The following is a 16,942-nucleotide window of genomic DNA, read 5'->3' as shown; positions in this document are numbered from 1 at the left end:
TGTTCGACTTGTTCCACGACACAGGAGTGAATGAGCATGCTTACCGCCCTTCGCCGAACCCGCACCCGCGCCGGCCTGGCGGCGGCGACCGCTGTGGCCGCAGCCGTCATGACCGCCTGCAGCGGCGTCCAAACCAGCACCAGCAACGGCAGCGGAGAAGGCTGGCCGTCGGGCACCGTCGAGATGTATGTCGGTGCATCGGCGGGTGGCTCCAGTGATCTGATCAGCCGCGCGGTCTCCAAAGGACTGTCCGACGACCTGGGCGCATCCTTTCCGGTCATCAACCGCGAGGGTGCCAACGGCGCGCTGGCCGCGGCGGAGGTGGCGAAGGCCAAACCGGACGGTTCGGTGATCTCCATCCAGAACGCCTCGCTGTTCGCGATCACCCCGCTCGCGGTCGCGCCGGACGAGGTCACCAAGATCGATGACTTCGATCTCGTCTACGGAGTCTCCCGTGACGACTACGTATTGGTCACCAACCCGGCAAGCGGTTTCAAGTCCCTCAAGGATCTCGAGAACGCCAACCGCGTGGTCCGCTACGGCACCACCGGCGTTGGCACCGGCGCGCAGTTGGCCGCCGCGCTGCTGTTCAAGAAGACCTCTGTGGAATCTCAGCCGGTCCCGTTCGACGGTGGCGCCCCGGCGCTGGCGGCCCTGCTGGGTAACCAGATCGACGTGGCCTCGCTTCAGGTCGGCGAGGCGATCGAGAACATCCAAGCGGGCAAGCTGACCCCGCTGTCGGTGTTCGGACCCGAGCGCATCGAATACCTGCCCGAGGTGCCGACCGCCAAGGAGCAGGGCCTCGACGTGGAGGTCGCCCAGTACCGGTTCATGACGACGCCGAAGGGCACCCCGCAGGACGTCAAGGACAAGCTCGTCGAGGGTATGAAGGCGGCTTTCGCGACCGAGGAGTACAAGTCGTTCAACAAGCAGAACAGCCTGACCCCGATGGAGCAGTCGGGTGACGAGGTGCTCACACAGCTGCAGGCCGACCAGAAGCGCTACGCCGACCTGGTCAAGCAGTACGGCATCAATCTGCGCGACGAGGGCTGACCCCATGTCCCCCAACGACAGCCAGGGCATACATCCGCACACCCGCGACATCCTCGCCGAGATCGAGGCCGAGGTCGCCCACGAGCTCGAGGAGGACCGCCCGCCAGAGGGTGGGCCCATCTATCAGACGGTGGGCGCACTGGTCGGCATCGTGATCGGTGTCGCGGGCGCGGTGTTGTCCTATGGCTACGGCCTCGGGTCGGTGGAAAAGCCCGGGGGCGGCATGTGGCCGTTCGTCGTCAGCGTGGTGATCGCCGCGCTGTCGGCGGTGCTGCTCGTGACGGGACGCAAGCTGACCGACAGTGAGGCGTTCACCCGCAGCAGCGTGCTGGCACTCGTCGGCGCCGTCACGTTCATCGCCTTCGGTCTTCTGCTGCCGGTGACCGGCTTCGAGATCCCTGGCCTCGTTCTCTGCGTGATCTGGCTGCGGTTCCTCGGCGGCGAGAGTTGGCGCAACACCGCGGTGATCAGCGTGGTCACCGTCGCCGTCTTCTACTTCCTGTTTCTCTATGGCCTGCGGATTCCGCTGCCCCACCTGATTGCGTTCTAAGACAATGGATTTCACTGCCTTCCTGGACGGGTTCGCACTCGTCGTCGAGCCGAAGAACCTGCTCTACTGCCTGGTCGGTGTGCTCATCGGCATGATCATCGGCGTGCTGCCCGGGCTCGGTCCGGCGGCCACGATTGCGATCCTGCTGCCGATCACCTACACCATCGATCCGGTGTCGGCGATCATCATGCTGGCAGGCATCTATTACGGCGCCCAGTACGGCGGCACCATCACCTCGGTACTGCTACGACTACCCGGTGAAGCGTCGTCGGTGGTGACTGTGTTCGACGGCTTCGCGCTGGCCAAACAGGGCAAGGCCGGCACGGCGCTTGGCATCGCCGCCATCGGTTCCTTTGTCGGAGCGACGATTTCGATCATCGGACTCACGCTGCTCGCTCCGGTGGTGGCGAGCATCGCGTTGGACTTCGGGCCGCCAGAATACGCCGCGCTTGCGTTGTTGGGCGTGTTGCTGGTGGCCACCATCGGCAGCGGCAACAAGCTCAAGGCGCTGATCGCGGGCGCCGTCGGTCTGCTGTTGGCGACGGTCGGCCGGGACAGTTTCACCGGCGCGTCCCGCTTCACGTTCGACAGCCTCCAGCTCGCCGACGGCATCGACTTCGTCGTCGTGGCGATGGGCCTGTTCGGTGTGGGCGAGATCCTCTACAACCTCGAGCAGCGGCACGGCAAGACATTCGAGCCCGCCAAGGTGGGCAACGTCTGGCCGTCGCGCAAGGACCTCAAGCAGTCGTCGGGGGCGATCGGGCGCGGCTCGATCATCGGCTTCGTCCTGGGCGTGCTGCCCGGCGGCGGCGCGGTGCTCTCCTCGATCGTCGCCTACGCCACCGAGAAACGTTGGTCCAAGACGCCGGAGCGGTTCGGCCGCGGAGCGGTGGAGGGCGTCGCGGCGCCGGAGACCGCCAACAACGCGGCGGCGACGTCGTCGTTCATCCCGCTGCTGACGATCGGTCTGCCTGCGAACGCGACGATGGCGATGCTGTTCGGCGCGCTGTTGATCCTCGGCGTCTCACCGGGCCCGCAGCTGGTTGACGAACACCCCGACGTCTTCTGGGGTGTCATCAACTCGATGTACATCGGCAACCTGCTGTTGCTGATCCTGTCGATTCCCTTGGTGGGGCTGTTCGTTCGCATACTGCGGATCCGGCCGGCGATTCTGGCGCCGATCACGGCGCTGATCACGATCCTGGGCGTGTACACCATCAACAACTCGACGTTCGACATCTTCCTGATGGTCGCCTTCGGTGTCATCGGGTACCTGATGAAGAAGGCGGGGTTCGACCCCGGCCCGATGGTGCTGGCCTTCGTCCTCGGCACGATCATCGAGTCGAGCACGCGCCGGTCACTGCTGATGTTCGGTGGGGATACATCGGGCTTCATCACCCGGCCGATATCCGGCTCGATCCTGGCGATATTCGTCGCCCTGGCGCTGCTGCCGCTGGTGCGGTCGCTGGTCAAGCGCCGCCGGTCAGGCGGGGCCGGCGGCGAGCCGAAGCCGAGTGTTGCCGAGATGGAGCCGCATCGCGGCGCGGGCGAGGTCGGCGTCACCGGCGATGACCGCGGCGGCGATCGCGTCGTGCTCCCGCCGGACCCGGTCGACGTGCCCGGTGTCGGTGAGCGAGTACGCGTTCCCGAGACGGGTACGGGGAAGCATGATCATCATCGGCCCGAGTGAGTCGAGCAGGCCAAGGTAGAAGCGGTTGCCGCTGGCAGCCGCGACCGCCCGGTGGAAGTTGAAGTCCGCCTCCACCGCGTCCTGCGGCGCGGCGGCGACGAATTCCTCCATTGCCGCACGGACCGATTCGCGACCGGCAGGATCGATGCGCGCGGCCGCCAATGCTGCGGCCTCACATTCGACGCCGACCCTGAAGTCGATCATGTCGAGCACGTCACGATGCGTGCGGATGGCCGCCGACTCAACCGTGAACGATGTCGGCTCTGGCACCGTGAGCACGTAAGAGCCACGGCCCTGAAAGGTTTCGACGAGTCCCTCGGCGCGTAGGCGAGTGACCGCCTCGCGGACCACCGTTCGGGAGACCCGGTAGGAGTCGATGAGTTCGGCCTCCGACGGCAGCTTCTGGCCCGGCCGGAGATCGCCTGCGAGGATCTTGTCCTTCAGGCCGGCGACCACCCGCTGCGCCAGCGTGGTAGTCATCGCACGCCGATCTCGGCGCTCTCCTTGGTGAGGGCCCGCATCGTGTCGCTGAGGGTGAAGCCGAGGCCGGGCCGATCGGGCAGCCACATCCGCCCGTCGCGAATGTCGATGCGCTCGTTGAAGAGTGGATTGAGCCATTCGAAGTGCTCCACCCACGGCTCGGTGGGATACGTTGCGGCCAGATGCAAATGGATCTCCATCGCATAGTGCGGCGCAAGCGCCAGCCCCGCTTGTGAGGCCAGGGTCGAAAAGCGCAGGAACGGCGTGATGCCGCCGATCCGGGGGGCGTCGGGTTGCACGAAGCCGCGATAGCCGGCGTCGAGAAGCGCCATGTGCTCGGGCACCGACGTCAGCATCTCGCCGGTCGCGATCGGGGTGTCGAAGGTGTGGCTGAGGTCGGCGTGCCCGACGGCATCCCATGCGTCGAGCGGCTCCTCGATCCAGACCAGATCGAATGCCTCGAGCTCCCGGCACATCCGCTTCGCGCGTGCCCGGTCCCACTGCTGGTTGGCGTCGACCATGAACGGGGTGTCGCCGAGGTGCTCGCGGATTTCGCCGACCCGGTCCAGATCGGTCTGCCAATTCGGTTGGCCGACTTTGATTTTGATACCGCCGATGCCGGCCTCGATGGATGCGGTGGCCTTCTCCTTTATCTCCTCGACGGACGCCTGCAGGAAGCCACCCGAGGTGTTGTAAACCTGGCATGAATCGCGGTGGGCACCGATCAGCTTGGCGAGCGGCAGGTTCGCGCGACGGGCTTTGAGATCCCACAGCGCGACGTCCAGCGCCGCGATGGCCTGGGTGGCGACGCCTGATCGCCCGACCGACGCGCCTGCCCACAGCAGCGATTGGTAGATCCGGTCGATGTCGGATGGGTCCTGGCCGAGCGCGACGTCGGCGATCTCCTGGAGATGGGCGTATTGCGCTCGTCCGCCCGCGCGTTTGGAGTAGCTGAACCCCATGCCCTCGAACCCGTCTTCGGTGGTTACCTCGACGAAGAGCAGGACGGTCTCGGTGAGCGGCTTCTGGCGGCCGGTGAGCACCTTGGCGTCGCTGACGGGGTTGTCGAGCGGCAGCACGACGTGGGACAGGTTGAGGTGGCGGATCTTGTCAGGCATGAGACTCCATTGACCACTAGTATGACGAGTTGCAGACTTATCATACAAGTGGTTTCGGTCGGTGTACAAGGGCCGATAGGCTGGGCCGATGCCGTTGGTGAGCAAGACAGTGGAGGTTGACGCGTCCGCCGAGTCGATCATGTCGATCGTTGCGGACTTCGAGGCGTACCCGGAGTGGAACGCAGAGATAAAGGGCTGCTGGGTGCTGGCCCGCTACGACGACGGGCGCCCCAGCCAGCTCCGGCTCGATGTGCTCGTCCAGGGGCAGTCGGGCACCTTCATCACGGCGGTCTACTACCCGACCGCCACCGAGATCTACACGGTGCTGCAGCAGGGCGACCATTTCGAGAAGCAGGAGCAGAAGTTCTCGGTGGTGCCGATCGGGCCGACGTCGCTACTCACCGTCGACCTCGACGTGGAGACGAAGCTGCCGTTCCCCAAGCCGATGGTGAAGAAGGCGATCGGGGACACACTCGACTACCTCGCGGCCAACCTCAAGACCCGCGCCGAGCAGCTCGCCGCCACGTAACGTCACGGGCCGAACAGCGCATCCCAGAAGGCCTTGTCCGATTCGGCAGTGCGCGCTGCGGCCTCGTCGCGCAGCACCATCACCCGGGTGTAGATGCGGTGCTCCGTGGCGCGCGGCATCGAGCCTGGTGCGTACTTGCCACGCTCCAGCCGTCGCACTCTTTGGTGTCCGATCTCCCATCGAAGCGCGTCCGAGACAGCTTTCGCGCCGCCAGGGATATCAAATCCTTGAAAGTCGAGCGCGTCGATGAGGTCGGCAACGCGGCGTGGTCCGTGCTGAAACAGATAGAGGGTGAGCGCATAGCGAAGTTCCGTCCCGCGCAGCGCGTACCTGTCGGTCGGTGTGCCGGTCATAGCCGGACAGTGCCACCGCGGACCGACACGAGAGCAGCACAAGACCGGACGGATACACATGCCTGTGCATCGCACACCCTCACTTCGCCCGCGCATCGCGCACGCCGGCACACCTGGTGGCTCAACTCCAGATGCCGGTTTCCTCGAGCCGCTCGGTCAACCGCCGTGCACCGTCGCTGAACTGCCTTTCAGTCAGCCGGACCACCTCGCCGACATCGCGACGACGCAGTGCGGCGATCAACTGCCGATGGTTGTCGACGGCTTCGGCGCCCCACTGCGGGTCGGCCGCATAGATCAACGGCGGCATATAACGGGCTACGTGCAGTAGAAACCAGGCCAGCTTGATCCGGCCCGTCGTGTGATTGAGCGAGCGGTGGAACTGGAACTCTGCCGCGGCAATGGCTTCGGCCTCGCCTGCGTCGACGGTCGCGGCGAGTTCGTGGTTGAGCCGCTCCAGCTCGGCGATGTCGTCCTCGGTGATCCGATCGGCGGCGGCGGCGGCGAGTTCCTTGGCGATCGTGGCCTGCAGCCAGAAGATGTCCTCGATGTCGCGTCGGCTCAGCGGTGCCACGACATGGCCGCGGTGGGGCTCCAGCAGCACCATGCCCTCGCCGCGCAGCGTGCGCAGCGCCTCGCGCACCGGGGTGATGCTGACACTGAGCGCGGCGGCAGTCTCGTCGAGCCGAATGAATGTGCCCGGCAACAACGTCCCGGACATGATCGCGGCGCGCAGATGACCGGCGACTTCATCGGATAACTGCTCGCGGCGGATGGCACGTCGACGCCGGTGAACGGGCGTCGCCGGTGCGTTCACTCGGTCTCCCCTCCAGGGGTTGTCCCATGCCCGCCGAGGCCATAGTGTGACCGCAGCATCCCAATGTTTGATCAAATATCAACTTCGTGCAACCGGGAGTTCCTGCCGTTGACCGCTTCGCCCGATTCGCCGTCGCCGACCGATCAGCCCCATCTGGCGAGAAGGCAGAACTGGACCAACCAGCTCGCCCGCCACGCGCTGATGCAGCCCGACGCGACGGCGCTTCGACACCTGGGCCGGACAACCACATGGGCTGAACTCGACAGCCGGGTGGCAGCACTCGCAGCAGCGCTGCACCGTCGCGGTGTCCGCTTCGGCGATCGGGTGCTGATCCTGATGCTCAACCGGACCGAGTTCATCGAGTCGTTCCTGGCGGCCAACAAGCTCGGCGCCATCGCGGTTCCGGTGAACTTCCGGATGACGCCGACGGAGATCGCGTTCCTGGTCGAAGACTGCGATGCCAAGGTGATGATCGCGGAACCGGTGCTGGCCAAGGTGGCGACGGCCGTCAGGGATTCCGAACCAAGGCTGGCAACGGTGATCGTCGCGGGCGCGGCCACCGACGAGGGAGTCCTCGGCTACGAAGACGTGCTTGCAGAGGATGGCGAGCCCGCGGCGCCTGCCGATATCCCCGACGATTCCCCTGCGCTGATCATGTACACCTCCGGCACCACAGGGCGCCCAAAGGGCGCGGTGCTGACCCACGCCAACCTCGCAGGCCAGGCGATGACCTTCCTGTTCACCAACGGTGCCGACATCAACAACGATGTCGGGTTCGTCGGTGTCCCGCTTTTCCACATCGCGGGCATCGGCAACATGATCATCGGGCTGCTTCTCGGCCTGCCGACGGTCATCTACCCGCTCGGCGATTTCGATCCCGGCGCGCTGCTCGACGTGCTCGAGGCCGAGAAAGTCACCGGTATTTTCCTGGTTCCCGCGCAGTGGCAGGCGGTTTGCGCCGAACAGAAGGCCAATCCACGCAACCTGAAACTGCGCGTGCTGTCGTGGGGCGCAGCGCCGGCGTCGGACACGCTGTTGCGCAGCATGTCCGAAACCTTCCCCGGAACCCAGATCCTTGCGGCCTTCGGCCAGACCGAGATGTCGCCGGTGACGTGCATGTTGTTGGGTGACGACGCAATTCGCAAGCTCGGGTCGGTCGGGAAGGTCATTCCGACCGTCAGCGCCAGGGTGGTCGACGACGATATGAACGACGTACCCATCGGGCAGGTCGGTGAGATCGTCTATCGCGCGCCGACTCTGATGGCAGGCTATTGGAACAACCCGCAGGCCACCGCCGAGGCGTTCACCGGTGGCTGGTTCCACTCGGGCGATCTGGTGCGCCAGGACGACGAGGGTTACGTCTGGGTCGTCGACCGCAAGAAGGACATGATCATCTCCGGCGGAGAGAACATCTACTGCGCGGAGGTCGAGAACGTCCTCGCCGCCCATCCGGCGATCGTCGAAGTCGCGGTGATCGGGCGAAGCCACCAGAAGTGGGGCGAAGTTCCGGTGGCCGTAGTGGCGGTGAGCGCGGTGTCCGATTCAACCCTCGAGCTCGGCGATCTGGACGAATTCCTCACTGAACGGCTTGCGCGGTACAAGCATCCGAAGCATTTGGAGGTGGTCGACGCGTTACCGCGAAACCCCGCTGGCAAAGTCCTCAAAACGGAGCTGAGAAACCGATTCGGCGCACAGAAATTAGTTGACGCAGACGAAAGTTCTTCTGCTGCAACGGTTTCTGTCGGGCCTGCGGAAAGTTAGCTGGGGAGATAGGTTTGCTAACGGTTATAGGATCAATCCGCCGGATGCGGTGCAGGCCCATGGCAGCATCGTGTACATTCCTGTGGTCCGCCTTACTACCAGTCAGTAGGGAGACGGTGGTCACACAAAGGGGTCCAGTGCAAGGAGGGGGCGTGCGACAGGGGCTGCCGTACCGCCATATCAGCCTTGGCGTGGGAACGCGCTGGTGACGGCGACGCAACCGGGGATAGGCGACTACATCGCCAACCAGGCCCGGCCGGCGATGGAAGCTGTCGGCGGCTTCGTGCGGATGTGCGTGCTCACCTTCAAGGCACTGTTCCGCCGGCCATTCCAGTGGCGGGAGTTCATCCTGCAGAGCTGGTTCCTGTTCAAGGTCTCGTTCCTGCCGACGCTCGCGGTCTCCATACCTTTGACCGTGTTGCTCATCTTCACCCTCAACATCCTTCTGACGGAGTTCGGCGCCGCCGACATTTCCGGCGCGGGCGCGGCCCTGGCCGCCGTCACTCAGCTGGGCCCGTTGGTGACCGTGCTCGTCGTCGCGGGCGCCGGATCCACGGCCATCTGCGCCGACCTGGGCGCCCGCACCATCCGCGAGGAGATCGACGCACTCGAGGTGCTCGGCATCGATCCGATCCATCGGTTGGTGGTTCCCCGCGTGGTCGCCTCGACTTTCGTCGCACTTCTACTCAACGGCGCCGTGATCACCATCGGACTTGTCGGTGGCTTCATATTCGGCGTCTACCTGCAGAACGTCTCGGCGGGTGCGTACGTGACGACGCTGACGCTCGTGACAGGCTTGCCCGAGGTGCTGATATCGGTCGTCAAGGCCACCACGTTCGGCCTGATCGCCGGCCTGGTGGGCTGCTACCGCGGCCTGACCGTTTCCGGTGGCGCGAAGGGCGTCGGTACCGCGGTCAACGAAACGCTTGTGCTCTGTGTCATCGCCCTGTTCGCTGTCAACGTGGTGCTGACGACCATCGGCGTGCGCTTCGGGACGGGAAGCTGACATGGCGACCTCCAACGTGCTGCGCTCGCGGTTCCCGCGGGGATACGCACGCACCGAACATGTAGTTGCCGCGCCTGGCCGATTCCTCGACAGCGTCGGGCACGTCGCGTGGTTCGTCGTGACGGCCGTCGGCTCGATCGGACACGCACTCCGGTACTACCGCAGGGAGACGCTGCGGCTTATCGCCGAGATCGGAATGGGCACAGGCGCGATGGCCGTCATCGGTGGCACCGTCGCCATCGTCGGCTTCGTCACTCTGTCCGGTTCGTCGCTGGTCGCGATCCAGGGCTTCGCGTCGCTTGGCAACATCGGTGTCGAGGCATTCACCGGCTTCTTCGCCGCGCTGATCAACGTCCGCATCGCCGCCCCGGTGGTGGCGGGTCAGGCGCTGGCGGCCACCGTCGGCGCTGGCGCCACCGCCGAGCTCGGCGCCATGCGGATCAGCGAGGAGATCGACGCCCTCGAGGTGATGGGCATCAAGTCGATTTCCTACCTGGTGTCCACCCGCATCATGGCCGGCTTCGTGGTGATCATCCCGCTGTACGCGATGGCGATCATCATGTCGTTCCTGTCCGCGCAGGTGACCACGACGTTCTTCTACGGCCAGTCGATCGGCACCTACGAGCACTACTTCCGGACCTTCCTGCGCCCCGATGACGTGTTCTGGTCCTTCGTGCAGGCGATCATCATCTCGGTGATCGTCATGCTCAACCACTGCTACTACGGCTACTACGCCAGCGGCGGACCGGTCGGCGTCGGCGAGGCCGTCGGCCGGTCGATGCGTACCTCGCTGACCGCCATCGTGATCGTTGTCCTGTTCGCATCGTTGGCGCTTTACGGCACCGACCCGAACTTCAACCTCACGGTGTAGCGGCATGACAGCCCCGGTCAACGCATCCCGCACACCGCCGTACAAGCTCGCAGGCGTTGTGCTGTCCGTGTTGATGATCGCCGTGACCGCGCTGGTGTACTTCCAGTTCCGCGGCGACTTCCTGCCGCGCGAGCAGCTGACGATGATGTCGCAACGGGCGGGTCTTTCGATGGACCCCGGCGCGAAGGTCACCTACAACGGTGTCGAGATCGGCCGGGTGGCCAGTGTCGACGAGGTCACCGTCGGCGACCAGCCGCGCGCCAAGATCACGATGGACGTGAACCCGAAGTACATGCACCTGATCCCGGCGAACGTGGACGCCAAGATCAACGCCACCACGGTGTTCGGCAACAAGTACATCTCCTTCACATCGCCGAAAGATCCGTCTTCACAACGCATCACGAGCGCCGACGTCATCGATGCGACCAACGTGACCACCGAGTTCAACACGCTGTTCGAGACGATCACGTCGGTGTCGGAGAAGGTCGACCCGATCAAGCTGAACCAGACCCTCACCGCGACCGCTCAGGCGCTGCAGGGGCTCGGCGACCGGTTCGGCCAGTCGGTCATCAACGGCAACGAGATCCTCGCCGACCTGAACCCGAAGATGCCGCAGCTGCGGCGGACCAACCAGCTTCTTGCCGACCTCGGTGACGTGTATGCCAACGCCGCCCCCGATCTGTTCGACGGTCTGGAGAATGCGGCCACCACGGCGCGCACGCTCAACGAACAGCAGGGCAACATCGACCAGGCGTTGATGGCCTCGATCGGATTCGGCAACACCGGGGCCGAGATCTTCGAGAAGGGCGGCCCGTACCTGATCCGCGGCGCCGAGGACCTGATCCCCACGTCAGCGCTGCTCGATGAGTACAGCCCCGCGTTGTTCTGCACGATTCGCAACTATCACGACGTCCAACCGAAGTTCGCCGCGGTCCTCGGCGGCAACGGCTACTCGCTGAACACGCATTCGGAGATCCTGTTCCCCGGCAACGCCTACGTCTATCCCGACAACCTGCCCCGGGTGAACGCGCACGGCGGACCCGAGGGCAGGCCGGGCTGCTGGCAGCCCATCACCCGTGATCTGTGGCCCAACCCGTACCTGGTGATGGACACCGGCGCATCGATTGCGCCGTACAACCACATCGAGCTCGCCTCGCCGTTCGGTTGCGCAGGCCTGCCGCCCTGCCTGCTTCCCCTCGTCATTCCCGGCCCAGCGCCAATCCTCGCCCCGGTGCCGCTCATCTTCCCCGGAAGCGAGTACATCTGGGGCCGTCAGCTCGGGGAGTTCACGATCAACCCATGAAAATCACCGGGACAGCCATCAAGCTCGGCGCCTTTGCACTGGTGCTGCTGCTGTTCACCGCGATCATCATCGTGGTGTTCGGTCAGATGCGGTTCGACCGCACGACGGGCTATACGGCTCTTTTCAGCAATGCCAGTGGTCTGCGCGCCGGTCAGTTCGTCCGCGCGTCGGGCGTTGAGGTGGGCAAGGTTTCCAAGGTCGAGCTGCAGGACGGCGGGCGGGTGGCAGAGGTCCACTTCGATGTCGAGCGGGACCTCCAGCTGTTCCAGGGCACGACTGCGTCGATTCGTTACCTGAACCTGATCGGCGATCGCTACATGGAGCTCAAGCGCGGCGACAGCGACCAGCGGCTGCCCGCAGGTTCGACCATCCCGATGGAGCGCACCGAGCCCGCGCTCGACCTCGATGCGTTGGTCGGCGGCTTCCGTCCGTTGTTCCGTGCGCTGGACCCCGACAAGATCAACAACATCGCGCAGTCGATCATCACGATCTTCCAGGGCCAGGGCGGCACCATCAACGACATCCTGGACCAGACGGGTCAGCTCACGTCGGCGCTGGCCGACCGGGATCAGGCCATCGGAGAGGTGATCCGCAACCTGAACACGGTGCTGGACACCACCGTCAAACACCAGAAGCAGTTCGACGAAACGGTCGTCGACTTCGAGAAACTGATCACCGGCTTGAAGAACCGCGCCGACCCGATCGCCAGTTCGGTCGCCGACATCAGCGACGCCGCGGGCACCGTCGGCGATCTACTCGCCGACAACCGTCCGCTGCTGAAGGACACCATCGGCAATCTGGAGGTCATCCAGCAGCCGCTCGTCGACCAGAAGGACGAGTTGAACGACACCCTGACCAGGCTTCCGACGGCACTGAAGATCATCGGCCGGGCAGGCGGCGTCTACGGTGACTTCTTCAACTTCTACGCCTGCGACGTCACGCTCAAGCTTCCCGGCTTGCAGCCGGGCGGACCGGTGCGATCGGTCAAGGTCTGGTCGCAGCCGACGGGTCGGTGCACGCCGCAATGAGAGTCTTAGAGGGTTCGAACCGCGTCCGCAACGGGTTGATTGGCATCCTCATCCTGGTCCTCGTGATCGGGGTGGGGCAGAGCTTCGCCAGCGTCCCGGTGCTGTTCGCCCAGCCGATGTACTACGCGCAGTTCACCGATACCGGCGGGTTGAGCGGCGGCGACAAGGTGCGCATCGCGGGCGTCGACGTCGGCCAGGTGCGCTCGTTCGCGATCGAGGGCGACAAGGTCAAGATCGGCTACACCCTCGACGGGACGCAGATCGGCACCGAAAGCCGGGCGGCCATCCGCACCGACACGATCCTTGGCCGCAAGAACCTGGAGATCGAGCCGCGCGGGACCGAGGCATTGGGCGCCAATGGTGTTCTGCCGCTTGGTCAAACCACGACGCCCTACCAGATCTACGACGCGTTCTTCGACGTGACGAAGGCCGCCTCCGGGTGGGACACCGAGACGGTGAAGCGTTCGCTGAACGTGCTCTCGGAGACGATCGACCAGACCTACCCCCACCTGAGTGCCGCCCTCGACGGTGTCGCCCGGTTCTCCGACACCATCGGCAAGCGTGATGAGGACGTCCGCAAGCTACTGGCCAACGCCAACAAGATCGCGGGCGTACTCGGTAACCGCAGCGAGCAGGTCAATGCGCTGCTGACGAACGCGCAGACCCTGCTGGCCGCCGTCAACGAGCGCAGCTACGCGGTGAGCATGCTGCTGGAGCGGGTCGGTCAGTTCTCGGCGCAGGTGGCCGGATTCGTCAACGACAACCCGAATCTCAACCACGTGCTGGAACAGCTGAGAACGATCAGCGACATCCTCAAGGACCGCAAGTTCGACCTCGTCGACGTGCTGTCCACGTTGAGCAAGTTCACCGCGTCCCTGGCCGAGGCGATCGCGTCCGGACCCTTCTTCAAGGTGCTGCTTGTCAACCTGCTGCCGCCGTGGCTGCTGCAGCCGTTCATCGACGCAGCGTTCAAGAAGCGCGGCATCGACCCGGAGAAGTTCTGGGGTGACGCGGGCCTGCCGTCATGGCGGTTCCCAGATCCGAACGGCGCCCGCTTCCCCAACGGTGCTCCTGCGCCGGGTCCCGAAGTTCTGGAAGGCACCCCGGCGAATCCTGGCCCCGCCGTGGTCGCCGGTCACCCGTGCTCGTACACCCCGACGCCGGAGAACCTGCCGCGCCCCAACGATCCGCTGCCGTGCTCGCACCTGTCCACCGGCCCGTTCGGGCCGAACCCGTACTCGAACCCGCCCGGCACCGACTACACCTTGCCCGACGTGTTGACCTCACCGCCGAACCCCAACGGCCCCGGCTTCACCCCCGGTGTTCCCGCCGCAGCCGTTCCCGGTCAGTTGCCGCCGGATATGCCAGGGGTGCCCGCGGCGCTGCCGCCGGCCCCGCCGGGCGCGCGCACCGTGCCGGTCGGGCCGCTGCCACCCGAAGGACCTGATTTCACGCCGGGTATCGCTCCACTGCCGCCAGCGCTCGACGGGCCTCCGCCGCCGCCGGGACCGGGGCCAGCGCCAGGGCCTGCCGATGTGCCTCTGCTGCCTGGCAATCCGCCGTTCCTTCCACCGGGTTCGCAGAACGGGTAGGGGCGAAGCGATGTCGACTATTTTCAACGTGCGAAACATGAAGCTGCCGAACGTATCTCGGACAGCTGTGATCATCGGCGCGGTTGTCGCTGTGCTCGCGCTCGTCGCGGGCATCGTCGGGTGGCAGCTCTACAAGAAGCTCACCACCAACACCGTCGTCGCCTACTTCTCGGACACGCTGGCGCTGTACCCCGGTGACAAGATCCAGATCATGGGCGTCAAGGTCGGCTCGATCGACTCCATCGAACCGGCCGGCGACAAGATGAAGGTCACCTTCCATTACGAGAACAAGTACAAGGTGCCTGCCAACGCGACGGCGTCGATCCTGAACCCGAGCCTGGTCGCGTCGCGCACCATCCAGCTTTCGCCGCCCTACACCGGCGGGCCCGAGTTGGAGAACAACGCCACCATCCCGCTGGACCGCACGCAAGTGCCCGTCGAGTACGACGAGTTGCGTGACTCGATCAACCGGATCCTCACCGATCTGGGCCCGACGAAGGAGCAACCGAAGGGCCCGTTCGGTGACGTCATCGAGTCCTTCTCCGACGGGCTGGCAGGCAAGGGCGAGGAGATCAACAAGACGCTCACCGGCCTGTCCGAGGCGGTCACCACGCTCAACGAGGGCCGCGGCGACTTCTTCGCGGTGATCAAGAGTTTGGCGCTGTTCGTCAACGCACTGCACAAGAGCGACCAGCAGTTCGTGGCGTTGAACAACGACCTCGCCCAGTTCACGAATTCGTTCACCAACACCGACAACGAACTCGCGACGGCGCTGCACGATCTGAACAATCTGCTGACGACGACCCGCAAGTTCATCGGTGAGAACGGCCAGGTGCTCGCCCACGACGTCGACAACCTCGCCGAGGTGACCAACGCGATCCTGCAGCCTGAGCCGCTGGACGGTCTGGAAACCGGTCTGCACGTGTTCCCGAACCTCGGCGCGAACCTGATGAACATCACCTCGCCGAACTCCGGCGGCATCGTTGGTCTGCCGGCGGTCGCCAGCTTCGCCAACCCGATGCAGTTCATCTGCAGCTCGATCCAGGCAGGCAGCCGGATGGGCTATCAGGAGTCCGCCGAACTGTGCGCGCAATACCTGGCGCCGATCCTGGATGCGATCAAATTCAACTTCCCGCCGATCGGGATCAACCAGTTCGTCGGCGCCATGACGCTTCCCAAGCAGATCTCCTACTCCGAGCCGCGGCTGCAACCACAGCCGGGTTACAAGGACACCACCGTGCCGGGGATCTGGTCGCGAGACACCTTGTTCTCGCACGGCAACCACGAGCCGGGCTGGGTCGCCGCGCCGGGCATGCAGGGTATCGAGGTGCAGCCGCACACCGAACGAAATCTCACGCCGGAGTGCCTCGCCGAGCTGCTGGGCGGCCCCGACTGCGTGATCCCAGGCGCGCCACCGGCATTCGGCGTCAACGACGGCAGGCTGCCCGGGCCGCCGAACGCCTACAACGAGAACCAGCCGCTGCCACCGCCGTGGTATCCGCAGCCGGGACCCGTGCCGGGTCCGTCGCCGGGTGTCATCCCTGGCGATCCGCTCGGCGCCATCGCGCCCGCACCCGCGGCCGCTCCGGCAGCCGCACCGGCGCCGGCTGGCCCGCCGCTGCCCGCTGAAGCTGGAGGGGGCTAATGACCGCGCGTAAATGGAGCCGGATCGCGATCCGCGCCGTGGCGCTGTTGGGGATCGCGGTGGTGCTGACCTCCTGCGGCGGTTGGCGCGGCATCGCGAACGTGCCGTTGCCGGGCGGTCCTGGCACCGGATCGAAGAAGACGACGATCTACGTGCAGATGCCGGACACGTTGGCGCTCAACGTCAACAGCCGCGTCCGCGTGGCCGATGTGTATGTCGGCCGGGTGCGCTCGATCGAGTTGAAGAACTGGGTCGCGACCCTGACGCTTGACCTGCAGCCCGACGTGAAGCTGCCCGCGAACACGTTGGCCAAGATCGGGCAGACCAGCCTCCTCGGCTCGCAGCACGTACAGCTCGACCCGCCGCCGGATCCAACGGGCGAGTTGAAGAACGGCGACACCATTCCGCTGAAGAACGCCTCGGCGTTCCCGACTACGGAGCGGGTGCTGGCCAGTATCGCCACGATTCTGAGCGGCGGCGGCATTCCGAACCTGGAGGTCATCCAGACCGAGGTCAACAACCTGCTCACCGGGCGCGCCGATCAGATCCGTGAATTCCTCGGCCGGCTGGACACGTTCACCGACAACTTGAATCAGCAGCGCAACGACATCACCCGGGCGATCGATTCGACCAACAGGTTGCTGACGATCGTGGCCGACCGGAACAACACCCTGGACCGGGTGTTGACCGAATTCCCGCCGCTGATCAAGCATTTCGCCGACACAAGGGATCTGTTCGCCGACGCCGTCGTGTCGCTGGGCCGGATCAGCAAGGCTGCCGACGCGGCGCTCGCACCGACGAGCGCCAACCTGCACACCAACCTGCAGAATCTGCAGCGTCCGCTCAAGCAACTCGGCAAGGCGTCGCCGTATCTCCTCGGGGCGCTCAAGCTGCTCCTCACCGCACCGTTCAGCATCGAGAACGTGCCGAAGGTGGTGCGCGGCGACTACATCAACGTGTCGCTCAACGTCGACCTGACGCTGAGCGCCCTCGACAACGGCATCCTGACCGGAACCGGTGTCTCGGGCATGCTGCGCGCACTCGAGCAATCGTGGGGCCGCGACCCGGAAACGATGATCCCCGATGTGCGCTTCACGCCGAACCCGCACGACGCGCCGGGCGGACCACTTGTGGAAAGGGGTGAATGAC

15 protein-coding genes and 1 pseudogene are annotated in these 16,942 nt (G+C 65.3%); 12 read left to right on the top strand and 4 right to left on the bottom strand.

The window, feature by feature from the left end:
• The first annotated feature begins 30 nt into the window (after positions 1 to 30).
• The 3 genes from D6M19_RS28760 to D6M19_RS35000 are packed head-to-tail and all read left to right on the top strand — an operon-like array spanning position 31 to position 3,293.
• On the top strand, positions 31 to 1,053 hold the full coding sequence (locus D6M19_RS28760) for a tripartite tricarboxylate transporter substrate binding protein (protein ID WP_234835095.1): 1,023 nt from the start codon (positions 31 to 33) through the stop codon (positions 1,051 to 1,053).
• 4 nt (positions 1,054 to 1,057) lie between these two features.
• The gene (locus tag D6M19_RS28755; protein WP_123028692.1) at positions 1,058 to 1,603 is read left to right on the top strand and encodes a tripartite tricarboxylate transporter TctB family protein; all 546 of its coding nucleotides are present in this window, start codon (positions 1,058 to 1,060) and stop codon (positions 1,601 to 1,603) included.
• Between the two features lie 4 nt (positions 1,604 to 1,607).
• A complete protein-coding gene (locus tag D6M19_RS35000; protein ID WP_123028691.1) occupies positions 1,608 to 3,293 on the top strand; it encodes a tripartite tricarboxylate transporter permease in 1,686 nt (561 codons plus the stop codon).
• On the opposite strand, the pseudogene D6M19_RS28745 reads toward D6M19_RS35000, so the two are convergent.
• Together D6M19_RS28745 and D6M19_RS28740 are read right to left on the bottom strand one after the other, a co-directional pair.
• Positions 3,183 to 3,773: pseudogene (locus D6M19_RS28745) on the bottom strand (FadR/GntR family transcriptional regulator); the annotation flags it as partial. The gene D6M19_RS35000 and the pseudogene D6M19_RS28745 overlap by 111 nt on opposite strands.
• Positions 3,770 to 4,891 carry an L-talarate/galactarate dehydratase gene (locus D6M19_RS28740; RefSeq protein WP_123028689.1) on the bottom strand — a complete coding sequence of 374 codons (1,122 nt, stop codon included), beginning with the start codon at positions 4,889 to 4,891 and terminating at the stop codon, positions 3,770 to 3,772. The gene D6M19_RS28740 and the pseudogene D6M19_RS28745, both read right to left, overlap by 4 nt.
• An 88-nt stretch (positions 4,892 to 4,979) precedes the next feature.
• On the opposite strand from D6M19_RS28740, the gene D6M19_RS28735 reads away from it, so the two are divergent.
• Positions 4,980 to 5,420 carry an SRPBCC family protein gene (locus D6M19_RS28735; RefSeq protein ID WP_123028688.1) on the top strand — a complete coding sequence of 147 codons (441 nt, stop codon included), beginning with the start codon at positions 4,980 to 4,982 and terminating at the stop codon, positions 5,418 to 5,420.
• A gap of 2 nt (positions 5,421 to 5,422) precedes the next feature.
• On the opposite strand, the gene D6M19_RS28730 is transcribed toward D6M19_RS28735, so the two are convergent.
• On the bottom strand, positions 5,423 to 5,773 hold the full coding sequence (locus tag D6M19_RS28730; RefSeq protein WP_123028687.1) for a hypothetical protein: 351 nt from the start codon (positions 5,771 to 5,773) through the stop codon (positions 5,423 to 5,425).
• Positions 5,774 to 5,894: 121 nt separating this feature from the next.
• Positions 5,895 to 6,587, bottom strand: coding sequence for a GntR family transcriptional regulator (locus D6M19_RS28725; RefSeq protein WP_123028686.1), 693 nt, complete (start codon positions 6,585 to 6,587; stop codon positions 5,895 to 5,897).
• Positions 6,588 to 6,650: 63 nt separating this feature from the next.
• Between D6M19_RS28725 and fadD5 the strand changes: the two genes are divergently transcribed.
• From fadD5 to D6M19_RS28685, 8 genes are all read left to right on the top strand, one after another.
• Positions 6,651 to 8,348: a fatty-acid--CoA ligase FadD5 gene (gene fadD5, locus D6M19_RS28720; protein ID WP_123028685.1), complete on the top strand. Its 1,698-nt coding sequence runs from the start codon at positions 6,651 to 6,653 to the stop codon at positions 8,346 to 8,348.
• 262 nt (positions 8,349 to 8,610) lie between these two features.
• Entirely contained in the window at positions 8,611 to 9,354 is a 744-nt protein-coding gene (locus D6M19_RS28715) for an MlaE family ABC transporter permease (protein ID WP_407665419.1), read from the top strand.
• Between the two features lies 1 nt (position 9,355).
• Positions 9,356 to 10,225 (top strand): MlaE family ABC transporter permease, encoded by an 870-nt coding sequence (locus tag D6M19_RS28710; protein ID WP_123028683.1) that lies wholly within the window; start codon positions 9,356 to 9,358, stop codon positions 10,223 to 10,225.
• Positions 10,226 to 10,229: 4 nt separating this feature from the next.
• Positions 10,230 to 11,528 carry an MCE family protein gene (locus tag D6M19_RS28705; RefSeq protein ID WP_123028682.1) on the top strand — a complete coding sequence of 433 codons (1,299 nt, stop codon included), beginning with the start codon at positions 10,230 to 10,232 and terminating at the stop codon, positions 11,526 to 11,528.
• Positions 11,525 to 12,556 (top strand): virulence factor Mce family protein, encoded by a 1,032-nt coding sequence (locus D6M19_RS28700; RefSeq protein ID WP_123028681.1) that lies wholly within the window; start codon positions 11,525 to 11,527, stop codon positions 12,554 to 12,556. Before D6M19_RS28705 ends, D6M19_RS28700 begins: the two co-directional genes overlap by 4 nt.
• Positions 12,553 to 14,148 (top strand): virulence factor Mce family protein, encoded by a 1,596-nt coding sequence (locus tag D6M19_RS28695; RefSeq protein ID WP_123028712.1) that lies wholly within the window; start codon positions 12,553 to 12,555, stop codon positions 14,146 to 14,148. Before D6M19_RS28700 ends, D6M19_RS28695 begins: the two co-directional genes overlap by 4 nt.
• 10 nt (positions 14,149 to 14,158) lie before the next feature.
• On the top strand, positions 14,159 to 15,793 hold the full coding sequence (locus D6M19_RS28690) for a virulence factor Mce family protein (protein WP_123028680.1): 1,635 nt from the start codon (positions 14,159 to 14,161) through the stop codon (positions 15,791 to 15,793).
• Positions 15,793 to 16,941 carry a virulence factor Mce family protein gene (locus D6M19_RS28685; RefSeq protein WP_123028679.1) on the top strand — a complete coding sequence of 383 codons (1,149 nt, stop codon included), beginning with the start codon at positions 15,793 to 15,795 and terminating at the stop codon, positions 16,939 to 16,941. Before D6M19_RS28690 ends, D6M19_RS28685 begins: the two co-directional genes overlap by 1 nt.
• Position 16,942 lies beyond the last annotated feature (1 nt).

Origin of the sequence: Mycolicibacterium stellerae (genome assembly GCF_003719305.1) — a bacterium.
GTDB classification, from domain to species: Bacteria; Actinomycetota; Actinomycetes; order Mycobacteriales; family Mycobacteriaceae; genus Mycobacterium; species Mycobacterium stellerae.
This window is presented reverse-complemented; position numbering and strand designations above follow the sequence as displayed.